This window comes from Polaribacter sp. ALD11, assembly GCF_002831685.1.
Classification (GTDB): Bacteria; Bacteroidota; Bacteroidia; order Flavobacteriales; family Flavobacteriaceae; genus Polaribacter.
Window position 1 is genome coordinate 3460900 of sequence record NZ_CP025119.1, and the last position, 22317, is coordinate 3483216.

Genomic DNA, 22317 nt, shown 5'->3' on the forward strand with positions numbered 1-22317 from the left:
ATCAAAAAGTAAAATTTAAGCTCATTCTTTAAGTAAATCACTTTTTCTAATGCGACTAAGTGTTTCTTGTGTCATTCCTAGATAAGAGGCTATATAACCCAAGGGCACACGTTGTGATATGCCAGGAAACTCGGAGAGCATATAATTGTAGCGTTCTTTTGCAGTTTGAAATTGAACAGCATTTAGTTTATGGGCAATTTTGGTAAACATTTCGATAGATAATAACCTGAAAAGTTTTTCCATTTTGTGATATTTAGCTAGTAGTATGTCCATTTTTATTTTAGAGATACTATATAAAGTTGAATCTTCTAAAACCTCTAAATAGTAAAAGCTAGGGTTCTGTTGAAAGAAGCTATCTGTACTAGACATAAAGTTGCCAACTTCAAAGAACCATTGTGTTATTTCCTTTCCATTTTTTTTAAGATAATAGCTTCTTGCAATTCCTCGTTCAATAAAATATAATTTATTACAAATCTGCCCCTCTTTAAGAAGAATCTGATTCTTTTGGACGTACTCTATTTCAAAATGAGAAAGTATGTCATTTAATTCATCGTCGGAGAAAGGAACAAACCTCATTAGGTAATCACTAATCATAATATTATTTTATAAGATACTACAATTTTATTAAAACTTTTATTTATGACTTACTTATTAGTAAAGATGGAAATAATATTCCTTTTTTGAGATAATTAGGTTGGAATACATTTTTTGATGTTTTAAATTTATTTCCAATATTATGATTAACAATTTTGATGGCGCTATTAAGTGTCTAGAATTTATACAATAAAAAAGACAATATTAGCTGTTCGTCTGGGAAAGTCTTAGTAATTATCTCTTGTTAGTTAAATCGTATTTAGTTTTAAATATAAATTATAAAAAAAGCTACTTTCTATCTAAAAAATCTTGATACGCATTCTGTGAAATTGCTTTTCCCAATGAATCTAGCTTAGAAGTAGCTTCTCCTTTTTTAATGATTGACTTTTTACTTACATTATCAAACAAAAAGAAACCGTTTTTAGTAAGTGTACCAAAACCATTATTAAAAATATAATGAGCGTATTGATTCTCTGAAGTGTTAAATATGTTTTTACTGAATTTAAAATCAGAATTATCGCCTTTTAATAAATCTAATAATGTGTAAGATAAATCTATTTGACTTGCAATGTTGCTTATTTCAATTCCTGTTTTATTTAAAGCACCACCCAACCACAACATCGGAATTTTAAATTTATTTGGCGAATTATAGGCGCCCTCATGCTCAGGAGAACGATGACCATGATCTGCTAAAATTACGATAAGTGTGTTTTGATACCAAGGTTGTTTTTTAGCATCTTCAATAAACTTACCAATTACTTTGTCTGTGTATGCGTGGGCACTTCTAAACTTATTTACTTCAGTCTCTTTTCCGAATTTATAATCGCCAAGAATTTCATACGGTTCGTGGCTTGTTAAGGTAAGTGCAATTTTAAAGAAAGGTGTTGTTTGTTTTTTAGTTAAATCGTCAGAAAAACGTTGCATTAAAATATGATCGTGCGCTCCCCATTTAGAATTCCAATCTTTCTTATCAAAATCATCTCCATCAACAAAATCTGTAATTCCTGCATTTCGTAAATAGGTATTCATATTTCCAAAATTTAAATCGCCACCATGGTAAAAAGAAGTCTTATACCCTAAATCAATCATTTTTTGAGGTAACATTGGTAAACTTCTGGTTTTGTTTGGCATTTTCATAATGCTAACAGTAGGTTGTGGGTAATAACCACTTAAAATAGCAGGAATTCCCTTGTCTGTTCTATCTCCGTTTGCATAAAAATTGGTAAATAAAATTCCTTCTTTAGAAAGTTTATTTAGGTTTTCTGTAACGTTAGGTTCACCACCTAAAGAACCAACAACTTTAGCTGTTAAACTTTCCCAAATAATTAAAATTACATTTGGTTTTGTTGTATTTAAAATGGAATCTGTAGTTGCCTCTAAAAGTTGATTTCTATTTTTATTAATGATTTCCTTAGCAACTTCTACGCTAAAAGATTTATAAGGGTTTTTACCATCTGACTTATGCGTTAATGCGTTAGAGAAATTCCACATAAAATTAATTGCAGCATGATTGGCAAACATCTTACTAGAAAAATAAACGTTACTTTGGTTTATAGGAATCGTTTGTAAACCGCCTCTAAGCGGAATAATTAAAGCTGCCATAATTAATAGAAATAACGGCGCTTGTAACCAATCTCCAGTTCTTAATTCCTCAGTATTTTTATTAATAATTTTCTTGAATATTTTAATAAAAACAAACGAAGTAAGCAACCAGAAAATAAGCCCAGAAATTAGTTGAAAACTAGAAATGGAAGCAAGCATTACTTCTGGTGTATTTATATATGTAAATAAAGTGGTGTCTAATCGAATACCCCAAGATGCATACAAACTTGCATCGATAACCAATAATAAAGTAATAAAAACTAATAGAATATAAGAATACCATTTTATAAGGTTTCCAATTCTTATTGAATTTATAAATATTGAAAAAATAAGAAATAAAAACGGAATGATACACAAGTAAGCCGCAAAAGAAGCATCTAAACGGATGCCGTATAAAAAGGTTTTAAAGATTGTGGTAAAATCTAGATCTTGTGTTTTGTCAAAATAAAAAAGTAAGAAAAAAAGGCGAGCAAAAGCAAAATAGCCAATCCATAAAAAGAAATAAGAAATATTGAATAAAAGTCTGTTTTTAAAGTTTTTCATCAAAAAAAAGGTGATTATTAAAAGTTTACTCTGTTACTTTTAAGCGTGCTTTTGCAGTTATAGAAACGTCTGCATAGTCTTTATTTAAATATTTTAAATACCCAGTAATGGCAATCATTGCTGCATTATCTGTTGTATATTCAAATTTAGGAATGTAGGTTGTCCATCCAAAATGTTTTTCAGCTAACTCTAATCTATTTCTAATTTCAGAATTTGCAGAAACGCCACCCGCAATAGCAATATGCTTAATATTTGTTTGTTTCACAGCATTTTTTAATTTATCCATTAAAATTTCTACAATAGTGTATTGTATAGAGGCACAAATATCATTCAGGTTTTCTTCTATAAAATTAGGATTTATTCTTTGTTGTTTCTGAATAAAATAAAGAATCCCTGTTTTTAATCCACTAAAGCTAAAATCTAAATCGCCAACTTTTGGTTTTGTAAATTTATAGGCTTTCGGGTTCCCTAATTTTGCATTTTTATCAATTAGAGGACCACCAGGATAAGGCAAGCCTAAAATTTTTGCAGACTTATCAAAAGCTTCTCCAACAGCATCATCTATCGTTTCACCTAAAACTTCCATTTTAAAATGATCTGTAACTTTAACAATCTGTGTATGACCGCCACTTATTGTTAAGCAAATAAAAGGAAAAGTCGGAATTTTACTATCTTCATCTTTTATAAAGTGAGCTAAAATATGCGCTTGCATGTGGTTTATATCTAACAAAGGAATGTTTAAACCTAAAGCTAAAGATTTTGCAAAAGAAGTACCCACTAACAAAGACCCCATTAAACCTGGGCCACGTGTAAATGCAATTGCAGAGAGTTTTTCTTTTGTAATACTTGCTTGCTCTAGAGCTTGTTGCACTACAGGAACTATATTTTGTTGATGCGCTCTTGATGCTAACTCTGGCACAACACCACCGTATTTAGAGTGTACCTCTTGGTTGGCAACTACATTACTTAATACTTTACCGTCACAAATTACAGACGCACTCGTATCATCACAAGAAGATTCTATACCTAAAATATAAATGGGTGTTTTCATGAATGAGAAAAAATCGATTTCCAGCAAAATTAAGTATAATTTTAGGTTGATTTTCCTTTTTTAAGAATAGAAATTTAATTTTTTGTTAAATTTCGACGTTCTTTGTAATACGTGGCAATATTTTTGATTAAATTCCTTTAAATATTGTGAATAGTACTAAAAACAAATTGTCATCAAAAACGTAAGAAATAAAATATTAAAATGGGTAGGGTACTTTGTGCTCTTTCTGCTATTAGTTAGTATTTTACTATCTACATCTTTCGTACAAACCAAATTGGGTACTTATGCAACAAATAAACTTAATGAAGATTTTGGTACAAACTTAAGTATTGGTAAAATCAATTTATCTTTTTTAGGAAGTGTAGTCTTAAAAGATGTTCAAATTAGAGATCATCATAAAGACACTTTAATCTTTGTAAAAAAACTAAGTACTTCTTTACTAAGTGCAAAAAAAGTTTTAGATAGTGAAATTTTGTTAGATGATATTACATTAGAAGAAGGCTATTATTACATGAAAACCTACAAAGGTGAGACAAATGATAATATGGCTATTTTTATTGATAGTTTTAATAGTGAAACGCCTAAGGACTCTCTAGCACCTCCATTTATTTTAAAAGCAGATAATGTTTATGTCCAAAATTTAGATTTTAGATTGATAAATGAAAATAATAAAAGCCCGTTAAGTTTCTCTGCTACAAATATTGGCGGTAATGTTCAAGATATGGCAATTGTTGGTCCAGATTTCTCTACCAATGCAAGAGGTTTGTATTTTAAAACGAACCAAGGCTTGCAGGTAACTAATTTAACTACTAATTACGCATTTACTAAAAGTGCTATGAGCTTTGATAATACGAGGCTAGAGACCCTAAATTCTAGTGTAATTGGCGACATACTTTTTACCTATAAGAGAGAAGATTTAACTGACTTTAATGATAAAGTTACTATTAAAGCAGATTTTAAAGAAAGTAAACTAAAAGTTTTAGATTTAAAGAGGTTTTATAATGAGTTGAATGGAAGTGATATTCTTTCTTTTTCAGGAGAAATGATGGGAAAGTTAAATGATTTCAGTTTAAATAAATTAAAACTTTCAACGAAGAAAGGAATAAAAGTGAACGGAAACTTATCTTTTAAGAATACTGTAAACACAGAAAGAGGTTTTGTCTTTAATGGTGATTTAAATAACTTAACAGCAACTTACAGAGAGTTAAAAAATATATTACCAAATGTTCTAGGTAAAACCTTACCTTCTGAGTTTGGTAAATTGGGGCAGTTTAAGCTTAGTGGAAAAGTAAATGTAACCCCGTCTAGAATGAAAGCAACTATAGATTTGAAATCTCAAATAGGTAGTGTAATTACAGATTTAGAAATTAATAATATAGATGAGATTGACACTGCTTCTTATGCTGGAGATGTTGCCCTTGTTGGTTTTAATATAGGGATTTTTTTTAATGATCCTTTATTCGGAAAAGTATCTTTAAAAGGAGCTGTAAATGGAAGTGGTTTTAAGTTAGATAATATTAATACGAAGTTTATAGGAAATATTTCTGAACTTAATTTTAATGATTATACCTATAAAAATATTGTTGCCAACGGTCAATATCAAAATAATAAGTTCGATGGAGATTTGGTAATCGATGATGCCAATTTTAAAATGAAATTTAATGGTTTGGCAGATTTATCATCAGCAATACAAAAGTTTGATTTTAAGTCGGATATTACTTATTTAAATCTAAAAGAAACCAACCTATTTACTAGAGACACAATTTCTATTGTAAAAGGAAAGATAGCATTAGATATAGAAGGAAATACGTTTGATGATATTGTAGGAAAAGCAGTCTTTAAAGATGTACTCTACACAAATCAAGAAAAAGAATATCGTTTTAAAGAATTTACAGTAACGTCTTCTTTAAAAGACAGCATAAAAACCATTGATGTTGCTTCTAAAGATATTGCACAAGGTTATATTACAGGTAAGTTTTCATTTTCTGAATTACCTAAAGTAGCTCAAAATGCATTAGGAAGTATTTACACAAACTATAAACCTTATCAAGTTGCACCAAATCAGTTTTTAGATTTTAATTTCACTATTTATAATCAAATTGTAAATGTGTTTTTTCCGAAGGTTTCTATAGATGATAAAACAAAAGTTAAAGGAAAAATAAATTCTGACAAAGATTTATTTAGATTGAATTTTAGTTCACCTAGAATAGATGCTTACGGTACAGAAGTAAAGGTAATTTCTTTACGAACAGACAATAGTAACCCACTTTATAATACTTCTCTAACAGCAGAACAGGTAAATACAGAGTATTATAATATATCTAAATTAAACTTATTAAACAGAACAGAGAATGATACGTTATATTTTAAATCTATTTTTAAAGGAGGTGATCGAAAAAATGAAGACTTTAATCTCGATTTTTTCTATACATTTAATCCTGAAGGAAAGTCTGTTTTAGGGTTTGAAAAATCATCATTTATATTTAAAGACAATACTTGGAATATTAATCCTGATCATAAAAATACGGATAAAATTACATTCGACTTAAAAAGAAATGAATTCAATTTTAGTCAATTTAAGTTGATTTCAGGAGAACAAAAAATAGAGTTTATAGGGAATTTAAAAGGAACAGATGATAAAATTCTTTTAGCAGATTTCACAAAAGTAAAACTGCAAAGTTTTTTGCCAAAAATAGATAGTTTAGCTTTAAAAGGAGTGCTTTCTGGTCATATAGATTTTGTGCAAAAAGAGGGTGTTTACGCTCCAGAAGGTTCTTTAACAGTAAGAGATTTTGAAGTTAATGACTTTAAACAGGGTAATTTATTTGTAAATGTAAAAGGAGAGAATTCCTATGAAAAATACAGTGTAGATTTATCAATAGAAAACAAAGATGTTAAAAGTATTGCTGCAACCGGTGCTTTAGATTTTTCATTAGAAAGACCAATTATAGATTTAAACGTTTTTTTAGAAGAGTTTAAATTAGATGCATTTAGTCCATTAGGTCAAGATGTTTTATCCTCTCTTAGAGGAACCGCAACAGGAGATTTTACTTTAAGAGGTTTTTTGAGTAACCCAGATATGGAAGGCACACTTCGACTTAAAAATGCAGGTTTAAAATTCCCTTATTTAAATGTAGATTACGATTTTGAAGGAGAGTCTGTAATTACTTTATTACAGCAATCTTTTATTTTAGAAGATTTTAAGTTATTAGACACCAAAAATAAAACGAAAGGGATTTTAAGAGGAGATATTTCTCATTCTAATTTTAATAAATGGTTTTTAAGATTAAAAATAGAAAGTGACAATCTAATGGTTTTAGATACAGAGAATACAGAGGAAGCCTTGTACTACGGAACTGCCTTTATTGATGGTTCTGCAGATATTTTTGGTTTAACCGATAGATTAACTATCGAGTTTAATGCGAAAACAATGCCAGGAACTATTTTTGTGCTTCCATTAAGAGATGTAGAAACCGTAGACAGTTTTAGTCTTATTCATTTTAAATCAGATGAAACAAAAGTAAAAGAACGCCAAAAAGAAATTGCGTTAGAGGCTTTAAAAGGGCTTACTTTAAAAATTGATTTAGAAGTTACAAAAGATGCTGTTGCGCAAGTTGTAATTGATGAGGTTTATGGAAGTCAGTTATCTGGAAGAGGAGACGGAAACCTTCAGATTGAGATTAACACCAGAGGTAAATTTAATATGTTTGGCGATTATGTTGTAGATAGTGGAGTTTATGATTTTAAATACGGAGGTTTTGTAAACAAACCATTTGTAATTCAAAAAGGAGGAACCGTTTCTTGGAATGGGAACCCTGCAGATGCAAATTTAGACGTAACTGCAGTTTATAAAGCGAAAGCAAATCCAGGGGTTTTATTAGAAAACTTTAATTCTAATAGAAATATAGAAGTAGATTTAGTCGCAAGAATAACAGGAGGCTTATTCAATTCTAAACAAGAATTAGATATTCAATTAACCAATGTAGACCCAACAATAGCGAATGAGCTAGAGTTTGTTTTAAATGATAATAATGTAAATGACAAAACGACTCAATTTATATCTCTTTTAGCTTTTGGTAACTTTGCAAACCCAGACAAAGTGAATTTTGATGCCAATGCAACCATTACAAGTACAGCTTCTAGTGCAATTGCAGCAGCTTTTTCAAGTCTTTTAAGTAGCCCAGATAGTAAGTTTCAATTAGGTGTAGATTACCAGCAAGGGCAAAATAATAGCGACTTAGATAGATTAAATATAGATAATCAAGTAGATTTATCTGTAAGTACACAAGTAAGCGAAAGAGTTATTATTAATGGTAAAGTAGGCGTTCCTGTTGGCACGCAAACACAATCTAGTGTTGTTGGTGAAGTGAAGGTTGAGGTTCTATTAAATAAAGAAGGAAACTTTAGAGGCGTTATTTTTAATAGGCAAAACGAAATCCAATACACAATAGAAGATCAAGGGTATACCCAAGGTATTGGTTTGTCTTATCAAGTAAATTTTAATACACTTTCAGACTTACTTAAAAAGTTAGGTTTAAAGAAAAAAAAGAACTTAAAAGTAAAGAAAGAAATAAAAAAAGATACTACTAAAATAAGGGTAGAAGACTTTGGGGGTAACTAAACCTTAACGTTAAAAATCTTCAAAAAAACCTAAATCTTAAAGAAATTTACAGAGATATATTCTACTTTTAAAATATCTAAATTTCTGTTAATAATCACCGTTAAAATTTAATAATATTTAATAAAATAAAATTAAAATTCCTTTGATATAAAGGGAAAAACGGCTAAAACGATTTCGTAGATTTTTTTATTTAAATGCTTTAAAAACACTAATTTTACAATATACAATATGAAAAAAATTAAAAAAATAGCAGTCATGACGTCTGGAGGAGATGCCCCAGGGATGAATGCAGCAATAAGATCTGTAGTTAGAGCATGTGCTTATTACAGTGTTAGTTGTGTAGGGATATATAGAGGCTATGAAGGTCTTATTGAAGGGGATTTTATAGAGTTAACAGCAAGAAGTGTTAACAATATAATTAACAAAGGAGGTACTATCTTAAAATCTGCAAGATCAAAAGAATTTAGAACCAAAGAAGGAAGAGCAAAGGCTTATGAGCACCTTAAAGAAAATGAAATTGAAGCCATGGTTGTTATTGGTGGAGATGGTTCTTTTACAGGAGCAGTTATTTTTAATGAAGAATTTAACTTTCCAATTATAGGTATTCCAGGGACTATAGATAATGACATCTTTGGAACATCACATACAATTGGTTATGACACCGCTTTAAACACAGCCGTAGAAGCAATAGATAAAATTAGAGATACAGCATCCTCTCACAATAGATTGTTTTTTGTTGAGGTAATGGGAAGAGATGCTGGTTTTATAGCTTTAAATGCAGGGGTAGGCGCAGGAGCAGAAGAAATTTTAATACCAGAAGAAGATTTAGGTCTAGACAGAATGTTAGAGTCTCTTAAAAAGAGTAGACGAACAGGAAAGTCTTCTAGTATTGTTGTGGTTGCAGAAGGAGATAAATCTGGAAAAAATGTATATCAATTAGCGGAATATGTAGAAGAGAACTTACCAGAATACGATGTAAGAGTTTCTGTTTTAGGTCACATGCAAAGAGGGGGTTCACCTTCTTGTTTCGATAGAGTTTTAGCAAGTAGATTAGGTGTAAAATCTGTTGAGTTATTATTAGACGGACAAACTAATTTAATGGTGGGTTTAAAAGACAATGAAGTAATCAGTTCAAGTATTTCAGAAGCAATAAAAGGTGGTCATTCAATAAATCAAGAACTTTTAAGAGTTTCCGATATAATGACGACATAGTACTAATGAGTAAATAAAGATTAAAAAAATGATAAAAGTAGGAATTAACGGATTTGGTAGAATTGGAAGATTAGCATTCAGATCATCAGTAACAAGAGATAATGTACAAGTTGTAGCTATTAATGATTTATTAGATGTAGATTATTTAGCTTACATGTTGAAATATGATTCAGTTCACGGAGCATTTGATGGTACTGTTGAGGTTAAGAACGGTATGTTAGTTGTAAATGGAAACGAAATCAGAATTACTGCTGAAAGAGACCCTGCAAACTTAAAATGGGATGAAGTTGGAGCTGAGTATGTAATTGAATCTACAGGTTTTTTCTTAACAGAAGAAACTGCTGGGAAACACTTAAAAGCAGGAGCTAAAAAAGTTGTTTTATCTGCACCATCTAAAGACGATACACCAATGTTTGTAATGGGTGTAAATAATACAGAGTTAAAGGCAGATCAACAAATTTTCTCTAACGCATCTTGTACAACAAACTGTTTGTCTCCTATTGCAAAGGTGTTAAATGACAATTGGGGAATCTCAGAAGGTTTAATGACAACCGTACATGCTGCAACTGCAACTCAAAAAACAGTTGATGGTCCTTCTATGAAAGACTGGAGAGGTGGACGTTCTGCGATTCATAACATTATTCCTTCCTCTACTGGAGCTGCTAAAGCTGTAGGAAAAGTAATTCCTGCTTTAAACGGAAAATTAACTGGTATGGCTTTTAGAGTTCCTACGATGGATGTTTCTGTGGTAGATTTAACAGTAAAATTAGAAAAGCCAGCTACCTATGCAGAAATTTGCGCAGCAATGAAATCTGCTTCAGAAAGCGGGCCAATGAAAGGTGTTTTAGGGTATACTGAAGATTCAGTAGTTTCTCAAGATTTTATTGGAGATACTCGTACTTCTATCTTTGACGCCAATGCAGGTATTGCATTAAACGACAACTTTGTGAAAATTGTTTCTTGGTATGATAACGAAATAGGTTATTCAACTAAGATTGTAGACTTAATTGAATATTCTGCTTCTTTGTAATCTTCAAAATAAACACAATAAAAAACCTGATAGATTTACTTCTATCAGGTTTTTTTTATTTTTGAATACTGAATACTACTTAACAGCTATTGCACTAATTTCGACATTTACAAATTTAGGCAAGTTTGCTACTTCTACAGTTTCTCTTGCAGGAGCCGTTTCTTCATTAAAATATTGTCCGTAAACGGCATTTATTTCCCCAAAGTTGTTCATGTCAGAAATAAATATTGAAGTTTTAATTACATTTTCAAAAGTCATTTCAGCAGCAGCTAAAACTTCCTTTAGGTTTTCCATTACTTGTGTTGTTTCTTCTTTAATTGAAGCTAAAACCAATGCTCCTGTTTCAGGGTTAATAGCAATTTGACCTGAAGTGTATAACGTATTTCCTGTTAAAACAGCTTGATTATAAGGACCAATTGGTGTAGGTGCTTTGCTTGTTGTGATTATTTTTTTCATTTAAATGGTTGTTTATAAAGTTTAAAACGATGTCTAATTCGCCATCATAATTGTATACTACATATGATAATATTCCAATTCCAAAGATAAAATTAAGATAAAAATATAGATTTCTACCATCATTTTCCCTAAAAGACTATCTATTTCATTGTTTATGAATAAAGTAAATCCTATCAAGAGCTATTATGGCTTTACAAATTGAATAAAAACTACTTAAAGTTGCCATGATAAAAATGATTAAATTCATCTTAAAACAACTTTCTATCTGGTGGCTTATTTTTATCCCACTTTAAATCAGATAAGACAGAAGATTTCACACCTATAAAAAAGGTGTAAGAAGAGTTTGTACCAAAAGGAACCCAATTAAAATTGAAATTCCAACTATCTAAATCTCTCGTGAAATTAAATCTAGAAAAAGTAAAAGCACCACCTTTAACATCATAACCAGAAGAATATCCCATTTTCCATTTTGGTGATAACTCTACATTACCACTAAACATAATACTGTGTACTCCAATATTTCCACCATCAAGCCCATTATTAATATAATTAGTAGAATATGCTAAACTTATAGACCAAGGTATATCCGCATTGTAAAGTTTTGCTGTTTTGTTTTTATCTTCGCCACTCGTATTTTTTGAGTTATTCATTTGGCCGAATCTATCAGTAGGATTAATATCTGCGCCAATAACATCTTGTGAGTTGTTAGGGTCTCTGTTTTTATCTTTTTTATCACCTTTTTTATCCTTTTTAAAATCTGCACTAGAAATAGAATAATTGGCGGTTAAACTTGCATTGGTTAATCTTAATCCTAAAAAGTTAGAATTAAATTCATTAATTCTAATAGGAGAACCTGTTGAAGAAGCAACAACTTTGTAAGGGTCTAAAGAACCACTTAAATTTACAGATAACTTATCTTTAAACAAACGTGTTCCTGCAGAAAAGTTAACTTTAGACCAACGCAAACTATCTGCGGCCATGTTATAATTACTACTAAAATTTAGGTTGTTTAAAAGCATTATTTTTTCATCCTCCTCATCACTATCAGGATCTTTAGGCGCAACTTTAGCTTCTAAAACGTTGTTTAAAGAGATTCCTATAGAATTACTTAAGCCTGAGGAAGGGCCACCATATATTCCCTTGTCAAAAACAGTGTAATCTTTCAAATCGCTTGGGTTGTTACTAGCTTGCACTTGTTTTAAGTATTTTTCTTCAAAATCTGGTCTGTAAGAATAAGATATAGAAGGTCTAAACGTATGTCTTATTCCTTTTAATCTCCCTTTTTTAAAGTTGAAAGTACCATAAATGTTTGTAGATAAACTTACACCAGTATTATATTCTCTAAAACTTTTGAAACCTCTTAGCGTATCTGTTACAATTTTGTTATTTGTAGCATCATATTCTTTTTCAATATAATCGAACTGCCATGTTTCTTCATAACTTACACTTGGTGATACAGTAAAGTATTTAAAAGCCTTAAAATTTGTACTTGTTCCGGTTTTATGTCGCATACCAGCTCTAGCAGTTTCAAACATTTTAGCCGTTAAAAAATCATCATCTGTAGTGTTAATTAAATATTTACTATCTAAAGTGTAATTAAAGCCCATTTTCTGAATAGGGTTCTTTTTTATACCATTTTTTCCTGCAAAAGGATACACTCTGTTCATGTTTACAGTTAAAGAAGGCAATGTCATTGTAATTTCTTCTGTATTTGTGTTTTGCTGATGTTGGGCAGTAACATTCATATTAAAGGGAGTACCAACAAAAGTTTTACTATAGTTTACAGAAGAACTAAGACTGTTCGTTTGTGTTTGTGCAACATTAAATTGATTTTGTGATTCTCTAAAAAACTTACTGCTTCCTAAGTTTACAGAGGCTGTAAATCTAGAATTCGGACTCGCTTTTGTGTCTTGATTATGGTTCCACCTAAGGTTAAATTTATTCGATTTACTAAAATCATCAAAACCACGAATTCCGTTGATGTTGTTTTCGAAACTAAAATTGAAAGTCCCATTAAAACGGTATCTTTTATTGTAATTTGAATTCGCTCTAAAACCCCAACTTCCGTTAGAATAAGCATCTCCAGTAATTCCTAAATCTACATAATCATTAATTGCAAAATAATATCCACCGTTTTGAAACCCAATACCTCTATCACTACTTCCAGTATCAAAAGCAGGAATTAGAAACCCAGAAACACTTGTTTGGGTAATAGGAAAATAAGCAAAAGGTAAGTAAACAGGTGTGGGTACATCTGCTATAAATAATTGACTACCACCAACAATTATTTTCTTTCCAGGAATAATTTTTGCTTTACTTGTTCCTATATAATAATCTAATTTTTCTGAAGTGGTAAATTTAATGTCTCTAACATAAATAGTAGAGTCATTTACTCTTTTGGTTTTTTTACCAAATGTAAACATTTCACCTTGTTTGGTTTTTAAACCATAAATTAAAGCTTTCTTAGATTTAAAGTTATAAACAATAGAATCTTGCTCAGACTCTTCATTACCTTGTTTAAAAATAGGGCGCTGTATATAACCAGTACTATCAATAATTCCTTTTGCAAAAAGTGTGTTTTTAATATAATCTACAACTATAATACCTGCTTTTAAATCTATATCTGTATAGGTAATATTTGCTTCGTTGTAAAGAGTTACAGTTTTGTTTTTGGCATTTTGTATAGTATGGTCTTTTGCAACATGTGTAATAATATCTTCAATAGTTTCTTTTGGTTTAATTGTATCTAAAGAAATTGTATCTTTTTCTCTGAGTAGTATAGTGTCTTTTTTTATTGTAGATGTACTATCTACCTTGTTTAAGGGAACAGAATCTTTCTTAACTATGGGAACCACTATTTTTTTAGTTGGTTTTATGTCCTGAGAAAACCCTAGCTTTGTAAAAAAGAGGCAGCAAAATAAAAGTATATATGATAGGTTTGTTTGCAATGCTTTTAATACTATTTTTGTATGTGAATGAAAATATGGCGTAATATTTGAAACACCAAATTTAAGAATTCAAAATTAGTTAAATTTTATTGATGCAATCCCAACAAAAACACAAAAATATTATCAAACTTAAAATTATTTTTCTACTGCTGTTCATATTTGTAAGTAACAGTGTATCAACCTATGCTCAAAAAGAGTATGTAGTTGTTTTAGACGCTGGCCATGGAGGTAAAGATCCAGGTAACTTAGGAAACGGCTTTAAAGAAAAAAGTATTGCTTTAAAAGTGGCTTTAAAAGTTGGTGAAAAGTTAAAGCAGCATAAAGATGTGAAAGTAATTTTTACTAGAAAAAAAGATGTTTTTATAGATTTATGGAAAAGAGGAGATATTGCAAATCATGCAAAAGCAGATTTGTTTGTTTCTATTCATTGCGATTCTCATACGTCAAACGCTTATGGTGCAGGAACTTTTGTTTTAGGTTTAAGAGGAAACAAGAAAAACCTTGAAATAGCCAAAAGAGAGAATGCAGTTATTCTTTTAGAAGATAATTTTAGAGATAAATATAAGGGTTTCGATCCTAATTCTGCAGAATCTGTAATTGGTTTATCATTACTTCAAGAAGAAAATTTAGATAAAAGTTTAGCTATTGCAAGCTTAATTCAGAATAATTTTGCTTTTAAACTGAAAAGAAACAATAGAAAAGTAAAGCAAGATAATTTTCAGGTTTTAAGAGAAACTATAATGCCAAGTGTTTTAGTAGAATTAGGCTTCTTAACAAACAAAAAAGAAGGTAGGTTTTTAAATTCTAAAATAGGTCAAACAAAAATGGCCAATGAAATATCAGACGCCATTTATAACTATATTAAAAACTTAAAACTAAATACTGTTATTGCAGAAGTTACCACTAAAGCACCTGTAAATGAAATTGAATTTAAAGTGCAAGTTGCATCAGGAAGAAATAAAATAGCCACAAAATCTTATAATTTTAAGGGCTTAAAGAACATAGAAAGAGTTCAGGTTGGTAGCTATTATAAATATTATTATGGCAATAGTTCTTCTTATAAATCTGTAGAAAAAGCAAGAAGAGTGGTACAGGCTAAAGGCTATAAAACTGCTTTTATTGTCGCCTTTAAAAATGGAAAAAAAATAGCCGTACAAGAGGCTTTAAAAATGCAGTAAAATTAACAGATTCTAATAAAAATTATTAGTAATTTTGTTGAAAACTTCTATACATGTCTAAAGAATTAAAAACCGGAATTATTGCAGTAATTATTATTGTCATTTCTATTTGGGGATATAACTTCCTGAAAGGGCAAAATTTACTAGATCCTGGTTCTCGTACTTTTAAAGTTGAATATGGTAAAATTGGCGGGCTTACGAAGTCTAGTTCGGTTACTATCAATGGTTTAAAGGTTGGTAAGGTTGATAAAATTGAATTTGATAGAAGTGAGGAAAAAAGAGGTCATTTAATAGTAACTTTTATTGTTGATAATGATTTTGAGTTTTCTAAAAAAAGTATTGTTAGAATATATTCTCCTAATCCTTTAAGTGGTTCAAATTTAGCAGTAATACCTAGTTATGAAGGCGAAATGGCTGTTTCCGGAGATCTTTTAGAAGGTGAAATGGAAGAAAGCTTGTTTACTTCCATTGGTGAAAGATTAAATCCTCTGCAACAGAAAATAGAAAGTGTAATTGTTCGAGCAGATACATTGTTTAGTGGTGTAAATAGAATATTGAATGATGAAACAATTGATGGTATTAATAGTTCTGTTTCTAACTTAGCTGGTACAATAGCAGATATTAGAAAAACCATTCAAGCTGTTAATTCGATGGTTGTAGACAATCAAGAAAACTTAAAAATTACCTTAGAAAATACTAAAAACATTACAAAAAACTTTAGTAAAGTATCCGATAGTTTAAATGCTGTAGACTTTAATAAAATTATAAGTAAAGCAGAAGAAGCTGTTAGTAATTTTAATGAAATGTCTAAGAAAATAAATTCTGGAGATGGTACTATTGGTAAATTGATTAACGACAAAAGAATGTATGACAATTTAGAAGCTGCCACTAGAGAGTTAGAAGAATTATTAAGAGATATAAAGCTAAACCCAAAAAGATATATTCATTTCTCTATCTTTGGTAAAAGTCCAGAACCTTATGGCGAGGAAATCCAATACTAATTATAACCATTAGCACTATTTAAATGCAATACTTACCAAACATCCTTTTTGCAATCGCATTAATTGCTGGTATCAGCTTTTTTGTGATGAATATTCGCAAAATTTTTAGAAATATAAATTTAGGAAAAGAGATTAATAGAACAGATAATAAACCACAACGTTGGAAAAATATGATTAAGATTGCTTTGGGGCAATCTAAAATGGTTAGAAGACCAGTCTCAGGTTTTTTACATATTATTGTTTATGTTGGTTTTATTATTATAAACATCGAAGTTTTAGAAATTATTATTGACGGTTTATTAGGAACACACCGAATATTTCAAGGCTTTTTAGGTAACGCTTTTTACGGGTTTTTAATAGGAACTTTTGAAATTTTAGCCGCCTTGGTTTTTGTAGCTGTTGTTCTTTTTTGGACTCGTAGAAATATTGCAAACATAAAACGTTTCTTAAGTTCAGAAATGAAGGGGTGGCCAAAAATGGACGGAAATATGATTCTGTACTTCGAGATGGTTCTAATGACTCTTTTTATTGTAATGAACGCCACAGATACTACTTTTCAGCAAGCTGGAATCGGTAATCCGATAAGTCAGTTTATTGCACCTTTGTTTGATGGCTTTTCAGCAGAAGCAGTGCATACAATCGAAAGAACAGCTTGGTGGATTCATATTTTAGGAATATTAGTTTTCTTAAACTATTTATATTATTCTAAGCATTTACATATTTTGCTAGCTTTTCCAAACACCTTTTTTGCGAATTTGAATCCGAAAGGACAATTCACTAATTTAGAGTCGGTTACTGCTGAGGTTAAATTAATGATGGATCCAGATGCAGATCCTTACGCAACACCTGCAGAAGGAGCAGAAGCCGAAGTGCCAGAAAAGTTTGGCGCATCAGACGTTATCGATTTAAATAAGATGCAGCTTCTAAATGCATATACATGTACAGAATGTGGACGATGTACATCTGCTTGTCCTGCAAATTTAACAGGTAAAAAATTGTCTCCTCGTAAAATTATGATGGATACCAGAGATCGTCTAGAAGAGGTTGGTAGAAATATAGATGCAAATGGAGGAACCTTTAAAGATGATGGCAAGCAATTATTAAACGACTACATTTTACCAGAAGAACTTTGGGCGTGTACAAGTTGTAATGCTTGTGTAGAAGAGTGTCCTGTAAATATAGATCCACTTTCTATTATTATGGACATGAGAAGGTATTTAGTAATGGAAGAAAGTGCTGCACCACAAGAACTAAATGCGATGATGAGTAACATCGAAAATAATGGTGCACCATGGCAGTACAACCAACAAGACAGGTTAAACTGGGCTAAAGAAGATTAGTTTCGGTATTACAGTTATAGTCTTTAGGCTAATGTTAGCTTGAGTGATTTCGCTTTTTCACGAATCGTATCGAGAACAAAGATTTACATAAATAAACAATACAAGATTAAACATCAAAAGATATGAATGTACCAACAATGGCAGATATGATGGCTCAAGGAAAACAACCAGAAGTGTTGTTTTGGGTTGGTGCTGCAGGAAGTTATGATGATAGAGCAAAAAAAATATCGAGAGCATTTGTAAAAATATTACATCATGCCAATGTTAGTTTTGCCGTTTTAGGAACAGAAGAATCATCTACAGGAGACGCAGCAAAAAGAGCAGGAAATGAGTTTTTGTTTCAGATGCAAGCAATGATGAATATTGAGGTTTTAAATGGGTATGAAGTTAAGAAAATTGTTACTTGCGATCCACATTCATTCAATACCTTAAAAAATGAATACCCAAGTTTAGGTGGTAAATATGAAGTTTTTCACCATACACAATTCATACAAGATTTAATTTCTGACGGTCGTTTAAAGATTGATGAAAGCACATTACAGGGGAAAAGAGTCACCTTTCATGATCCTTGTTATTTAGGAAGAGGGAATGATGTTTATGAATCTCCAAGAGATTTAATTAGAAGATTGGGTGTTAATTTAACAGAAATGAAACGCAGTAAATCTACCGCTTTATGTTGTGGTGCTGGTGGAGCTCAAATGTTTAAAGATGCAGAAAAAGGAGATAAAGAAATTAATGTTTTAAGAACTGAAGATGCTTTAGAAACCAAACCAGACATTATTGCAACAGGTTGCCCATATTGTAACACAATGATGACAGATGGTATTAAATTTAAGGAAAAAGAAGCAGAGGTAGTTGTTAAAGATATTGCAGAATTAATTGCAGAAGCAAATAACTTATAAGATGAAAAACATTTTTTTAGCATTATTTTGTATCGTTTTATTTTCATGTACTAAAAATGAAAAGAAAGAAGTAGTTCCTGTTGAAAACACTGAGGTTAATGAGGTTGTAACTCCTGTTGAGGCTGAAGTTATAATAGAAGATAGGTTGGTGTTTACCGTTCAAATAGCAGCTTTACAAAACAAGAATAAAGTTTTAGCAAATCTGGAAAATATAAATGTTTTTTTAGAAAACGGATTGACGAAATATCGATTAGGGAGTTTCGAGACCTACAAAGAAGCTAGAAGCTTTAGAAATCAATTAATTACAAATTATAAAGGCGCATTTGTGCAAGCTTTGTTAAATGATGCTCCAATAGTTATTTCAGAAGCTTTACAATATTAGTTTTTATGACAGATTCTTTTCAGAATATTGCAGTCACTTCTTTTCCAGATATTACTAAAATCGATTTTAAATCAATAGATAATAGGTATTTAAAAGTGATTCTTATAAATACAAGCTTCATTTTTATAGCTCTTTTTGTTATCATTTTCTTTATTAATTATAAAGATATCTTTGAGTTAGCAGAATATTCACTTTGGTTGTATCTTACCCTTGCTATTGTTTATGTTTCAATACTCTTTGTAAAAATTATTGAGTTTAAAAAAAGGAAATATGCCGTTAGGGAAAAAGACATTTCTTATCAAAAGGGTTATTTTCTCAGAAGCCTAACAACTGTTCCTTTCAATCGAATACAGCACGTAGAAATAGATGAAGGTCCTGTTTCTCGCTTTTTTAGTTTGGTTTCTTTAAGTGTTTTTACTGCTGGTGATAGTAGTGAAGATTTAAAGATTAGCGGACTTTTAAAAGAAGAAGCGGAGCAAATGAAAGAATTCATCAGTAATAAAATAGATGGATAACACAGAAAACTTTAGTCAGTTTAGAAGACAATCTAAAAAAGGGATTCTTATCATTTATATAAATATTCTATACAAAGCATTAAAAGCTTTTTGGATTCTATTATTCCTTTTTATTCAAAAATTTTCTAAAATTTCAGAAACCACTCTTTTATACATTTACATAGGTGTTGGCGTATTGTTACTCTTTTTTTTAGTTAGAGCTTTTTTAGTTTTCAGAAATTTTCAATTCAAAATAGAAAATCAACATTTTATATTAAAAAAAGGAATCCTCAAAAAAACACATACTTCTATTCCTTTTGATCGAATTCAGAATATTAATTTTAAGCAAAACATTATTCAGCAAATTATAAATGTGCATGAAGTAAATGTTGAGACAGCGGGCTCTAGTGAAGCCGAAATTTCAATTAAAGCATTGTCGTTTAAAGAAGCAAGTGCGTTAAAACAAGCAATTACCATTTACGATAAAGGGGCTGTTAATGTAGAGGTTGATTTAGAAGAAAAACCCTTGTTAAAGGTTGGTTTTTTAGCTTTGATAAAAGTAAGTCTCACAGAAAATCATTTACAGAGTTTGTTGCTTTTGTTTGCTATTCTAATAGGTTTCTTTCAACAAATTACCGAACTTTTCGATAGTTTAGGTAAACAAGATCTTTTAGATGATTATATTACAGAGAACACTTCTTCATTAGAAACAAGCGTATTCTTAATAGTTGGTTTGCTTATTCTTTTAACTGTTATTGCCGTTTTAAGTTCTATAGTACGTGTGGTATTGCGTCATTTTAATTTAACGGTTTTTGTAAAAAATAATGCTTTAGAAATTTATCAAGGTTTAACAACTAAGAAGTCTGTAATTTTAAAGAAAGATAAAGTTCAACATATTACAATCTCTCACAATCCAATAAAAAAGAGGTTAGGTATTTCATTTATCACTTTTAAACAAGCAATTAGTGGTAAAGTAAAGAAAAAACAAGATAAAGTTATTAAGATTGTTGGCTGTAAAACAGCGCAAATTTCAGCAATTAAAAACTTGCTTTATCCTGATGAAAATTTAGAGAACAGAGATAAAAATTATTCAGATTCTTATTATAAAATACGATTGTATGTAAGAGGTTTTTTAATTTTTTTACTATTAAATGTTGGTCTTTATTTTTCAATCGAAAATAATTATGTTTTTTTTGTGAATACTTTGTTAATACCCATTTTTATCTTCTCAATAGAATTAAGTTTTAGAAAGAGGTATTATCTTTTTAATGAAGATTTGTTACTTGTAGGTCAGGGAACTATAGAAACGCACAAAACGTATTTGCCTTTTTTTAAAGTACAAAATATAGAATTAAAACAAACTATTTTTCAAGCCAAAAAAAACGTTGCAGATGTAGTTTTTCAGACAGCATCTGGAAAAATAAAATTACCTTGCATTCCATTAGAGGAAGCTCAAAAAATATATAATTACACATTATTTAAAGTAGAAACTAGTCAGAAATCATGGATGTAAAAAGTTATATAAAAGCAGCGCGTTTAAGAACACTTCCTTTGTCTATTTCTGGAATAATTGTTGGTGCTGTTTTAGGGAATGATTTTGTAAACAATTTATCTGAAAGTAGTTTAAAAACTTCAATTTTGGAATCTTCAGTTTTCTGGTTGGCAATTTTAACTACGATTGGTTTTCAAGTATTGTCTAATTTTGCAAACGATTACGGAGACGGAGTTAAAGGTTCAGATAAAAATAGAACAGGAGAAGCAAGAATGGTTTCTTCAGGTGCAATTACACCAAAGCAAATGAAAATGGCAATGATTTTAACAACAGTGGTCACTTTATTTATAGCATTGCTGTTAATTTATACTGCTTTTGGAAGTGAGAATTTCGGATTTTCTATTTTATTTTTTGGTTTAGGAATTGCATCTATAGCAGCAGCAATAAAATACACCGTTGGTAATTCAGCATATGGTTATAGTGGTTTTGGAGATGTCTTTGTGTTTCTTTTCTTCGGATTATTAAGTGTAGTTGGCAGTTACTTTTTATACACTAAACAAATTAATTTCAGCATATTTTTACCAGCAATTTCTATAGGATTGTTAAGTACAGCCGTTTTAAATTTGAATAATTTACGAGATCGAGAAGAAGATAAAACAAATAATAAAAATACGTTAGTTGTAAAATTAGGAGCAGAGAAAGCTAAAAAATACCATTATTTTTTAATTATTGGTGCATTAATTGCCGCACTTATATATGTGTTTTTAGATTTTAGATCAGTTTATCAACTGATATTCTTAGTAGCATTTGTTCCATTGATAAAAAATACAATAACAGTATCAAAAAATAATATTCCTGGAGCCTTAGACGGCGAATTAAAAAAAGTAGCTTTGAGTACTTTTTTATTTGCTGTATTATTCGGAATAGGACAACTTTTTAAAATGTATATATGAAAACAATAAAAGTAATTTTAATTATAATTTCTGTTTTAGTTTTAGCTTTTTTAACTACTGGTCTTGTTATTAAAGAAACTAGTTATTCAGCAACAGTTTCAATAGAGAAGCCAGTAAATGAGGTTTTTAACAACTTCATGAAAATTGATAGTGTTAAAAATTGGATTCCAGAGATACAGTCTGTAAAAGCAACTAATAAAAACCCAGGGATGATAGGTAGCATTTATAATGTTGTAGTTTTAAACCAAGGGGAAGAAATAAAAATGACGGAGAAAATTATGGCGTACGTACCTAATGAGAAAGTGACGTTATTTTTTGATGCTGAAAATATGTTAAAGAAAGATGATTATCTTTTTTCTGAAGAAAATGGAATAACCACAATTACTTTAAATGCAAGTTGCCAAAGCGAATCGTTTATAATGGCGTGTATGTTTCCTTATTTTAAAGGTACTTTTCAAAAACAAGATCAATCTTATTTGAATAATTTTAAGAACTATATAGAAAATAAATAGTCAGTA

At 30.2% G+C, this 22317-nt stretch carries 17 protein-coding genes; 12 read left to right on the forward strand and 5 right to left on the reverse strand.

What is annotated here, in order from left to right:
- Positions 1–21 precede the first annotated feature (21 nt).
- The 3 genes from CW731_RS15055 to tsaD all read right to left on the reverse strand — a co-directional run bounded on the left by CW731_RS15055 (position 22) and on the right by tsaD (position 3790).
- The gene (locus CW731_RS15055) at positions 22–594 is read right to left on the reverse strand and encodes a Crp/Fnr family transcriptional regulator (RefSeq protein ID WP_232734686.1); all 573 of its coding nucleotides are present in this window, start codon (positions 592–594) and stop codon (positions 22–24) included.
- 288 nt (positions 595–882) lie between these two features.
- Entirely contained in the window at positions 883–2739 is a 1857-nt protein-coding gene (locus CW731_RS15060) for an LTA synthase family protein (RefSeq protein WP_232734687.1), read from the reverse strand.
- 25 nt (positions 2740–2764) lie between these two features.
- Positions 2765–3790, reverse strand: a complete 1026-nt coding sequence (gene tsaD, locus CW731_RS15065; RefSeq protein ID WP_100947497.1) for a tRNA (adenosine(37)-N6)-threonylcarbamoyltransferase complex transferase subunit TsaD — start codon at positions 3788–3790, stop codon at positions 2765–2767.
- Between the two features lie 274 nt (positions 3791–4064).
- Here tsaD and CW731_RS15070 point away from each other — a divergent pair, with 274 nt between their 5' ends.
- From CW731_RS15070 to gap, 3 genes are all read left to right on the forward strand, one after another.
- A complete protein-coding gene (locus CW731_RS15070; RefSeq protein ID WP_232734688.1) occupies positions 4065–8411 on the forward strand; it encodes a translocation/assembly module TamB domain-containing protein in 4347 nt (1448 codons plus the stop codon).
- Between the two features lie 228 nt (positions 8412–8639).
- Positions 8640–9623, forward strand: a complete 984-nt coding sequence (gene pfkA / locus CW731_RS15075) for a 6-phosphofructokinase (RefSeq protein WP_100947499.1) — start codon at positions 8640–8642, stop codon at positions 9621–9623.
- A 28-nt stretch (positions 9624–9651) separates the two neighbouring features.
- Positions 9652–10653: a type I glyceraldehyde-3-phosphate dehydrogenase gene (gene gap, locus CW731_RS15080; RefSeq protein WP_100947500.1), complete on the forward strand. Its 1002-nt coding sequence runs from the start codon at positions 9652–9654 to the stop codon at positions 10651–10653.
- A 75-nt stretch (positions 10654–10728) separates the two neighbouring features.
- Here gap and CW731_RS15085 read toward each other — a convergent pair whose 3' ends face one another.
- Entirely contained in the window at positions 10729–11109 is a 381-nt protein-coding gene (locus CW731_RS15085) for a RidA family protein (RefSeq protein ID WP_100947501.1), read from the reverse strand.
- A 248-nt stretch (positions 11110–11357) separates the two neighbouring features.
- The gene (locus tag CW731_RS15090) at positions 11358–13964 is read right to left on the reverse strand and encodes a putative LPS assembly protein LptD (RefSeq protein ID WP_232734689.1); all 2607 of its coding nucleotides are present in this window, start codon (positions 13962–13964) and stop codon (positions 11358–11360) included.
- Between the two features lie 185 nt (positions 13965–14149).
- Here CW731_RS15090 and CW731_RS15095 point away from each other — a divergent pair, with 185 nt between their 5' ends.
- The 9 genes from CW731_RS15095 (at position 14150) to CW731_RS15135 (ending at position 22311) form a co-directional block, all read left to right on the forward strand.
- Entirely contained in the window at positions 14150–15235 is a 1086-nt protein-coding gene (locus CW731_RS15095) for an N-acetylmuramoyl-L-alanine amidase (protein ID WP_100947502.1), read from the forward strand.
- Positions 15236–15288: 53 nt separating this feature from the next.
- Positions 15289–16236, forward strand: coding sequence for an MlaD family protein (locus tag CW731_RS15100; RefSeq protein WP_100947503.1), 948 nt, complete (start codon positions 15289–15291; stop codon positions 16234–16236).
- 23 nt (positions 16237–16259) lie between these two features.
- Positions 16260–17576, forward strand: a complete 1317-nt coding sequence (locus tag CW731_RS15105) for a (Fe-S)-binding protein (RefSeq protein WP_100947504.1) — start codon at positions 16260–16262, stop codon at positions 17574–17576.
- A 122-nt stretch (positions 17577–17698) separates the two neighbouring features.
- Positions 17699–18478 carry a (Fe-S)-binding protein gene (locus CW731_RS15110; protein ID WP_100947505.1) on the forward strand — a complete coding sequence of 260 codons (780 nt, stop codon included), beginning with the start codon at positions 17699–17701 and terminating at the stop codon, positions 18476–18478.
- 1 nt (position 18479) lies between these two features.
- Positions 18480–18860, forward strand: a complete 381-nt coding sequence (locus CW731_RS15115; RefSeq protein ID WP_100947506.1) for an SPOR domain-containing protein — start codon at positions 18480–18482, stop codon at positions 18858–18860.
- Between the two features lie 5 nt (positions 18861–18865).
- On the forward strand, positions 18866–19375 hold the full coding sequence (locus CW731_RS15120) for a PH domain-containing protein (protein WP_100947507.1): 510 nt from the start codon (positions 18866–18868) through the stop codon (positions 19373–19375).
- A complete protein-coding gene (locus CW731_RS15125; protein WP_100947508.1) occupies positions 19368–20867 on the forward strand; it encodes a PH domain-containing protein in 1500 nt (499 codons plus the stop codon). Before CW731_RS15120 ends, CW731_RS15125 begins: the two co-directional genes overlap by 8 nt.
- Complete coding sequence (gene menA, locus CW731_RS15130) at positions 20858–21799, forward strand: 1,4-dihydroxy-2-naphthoate octaprenyltransferase (protein ID WP_100947509.1); 942 nt, start codon at positions 20858–20860, stop codon at positions 21797–21799. Before CW731_RS15125 ends, menA begins: the two co-directional genes overlap by 10 nt.
- Positions 21796–22311: a 1,4-dihydroxy-2-naphthoate prenyltransferase gene (locus tag CW731_RS15135; protein ID WP_100947510.1), complete on the forward strand. Its 516-nt coding sequence runs from the start codon at positions 21796–21798 to the stop codon at positions 22309–22311. Before menA ends, CW731_RS15135 begins: the two co-directional genes overlap by 4 nt.
- Positions 22312–22317 lie beyond the last annotated feature (6 nt).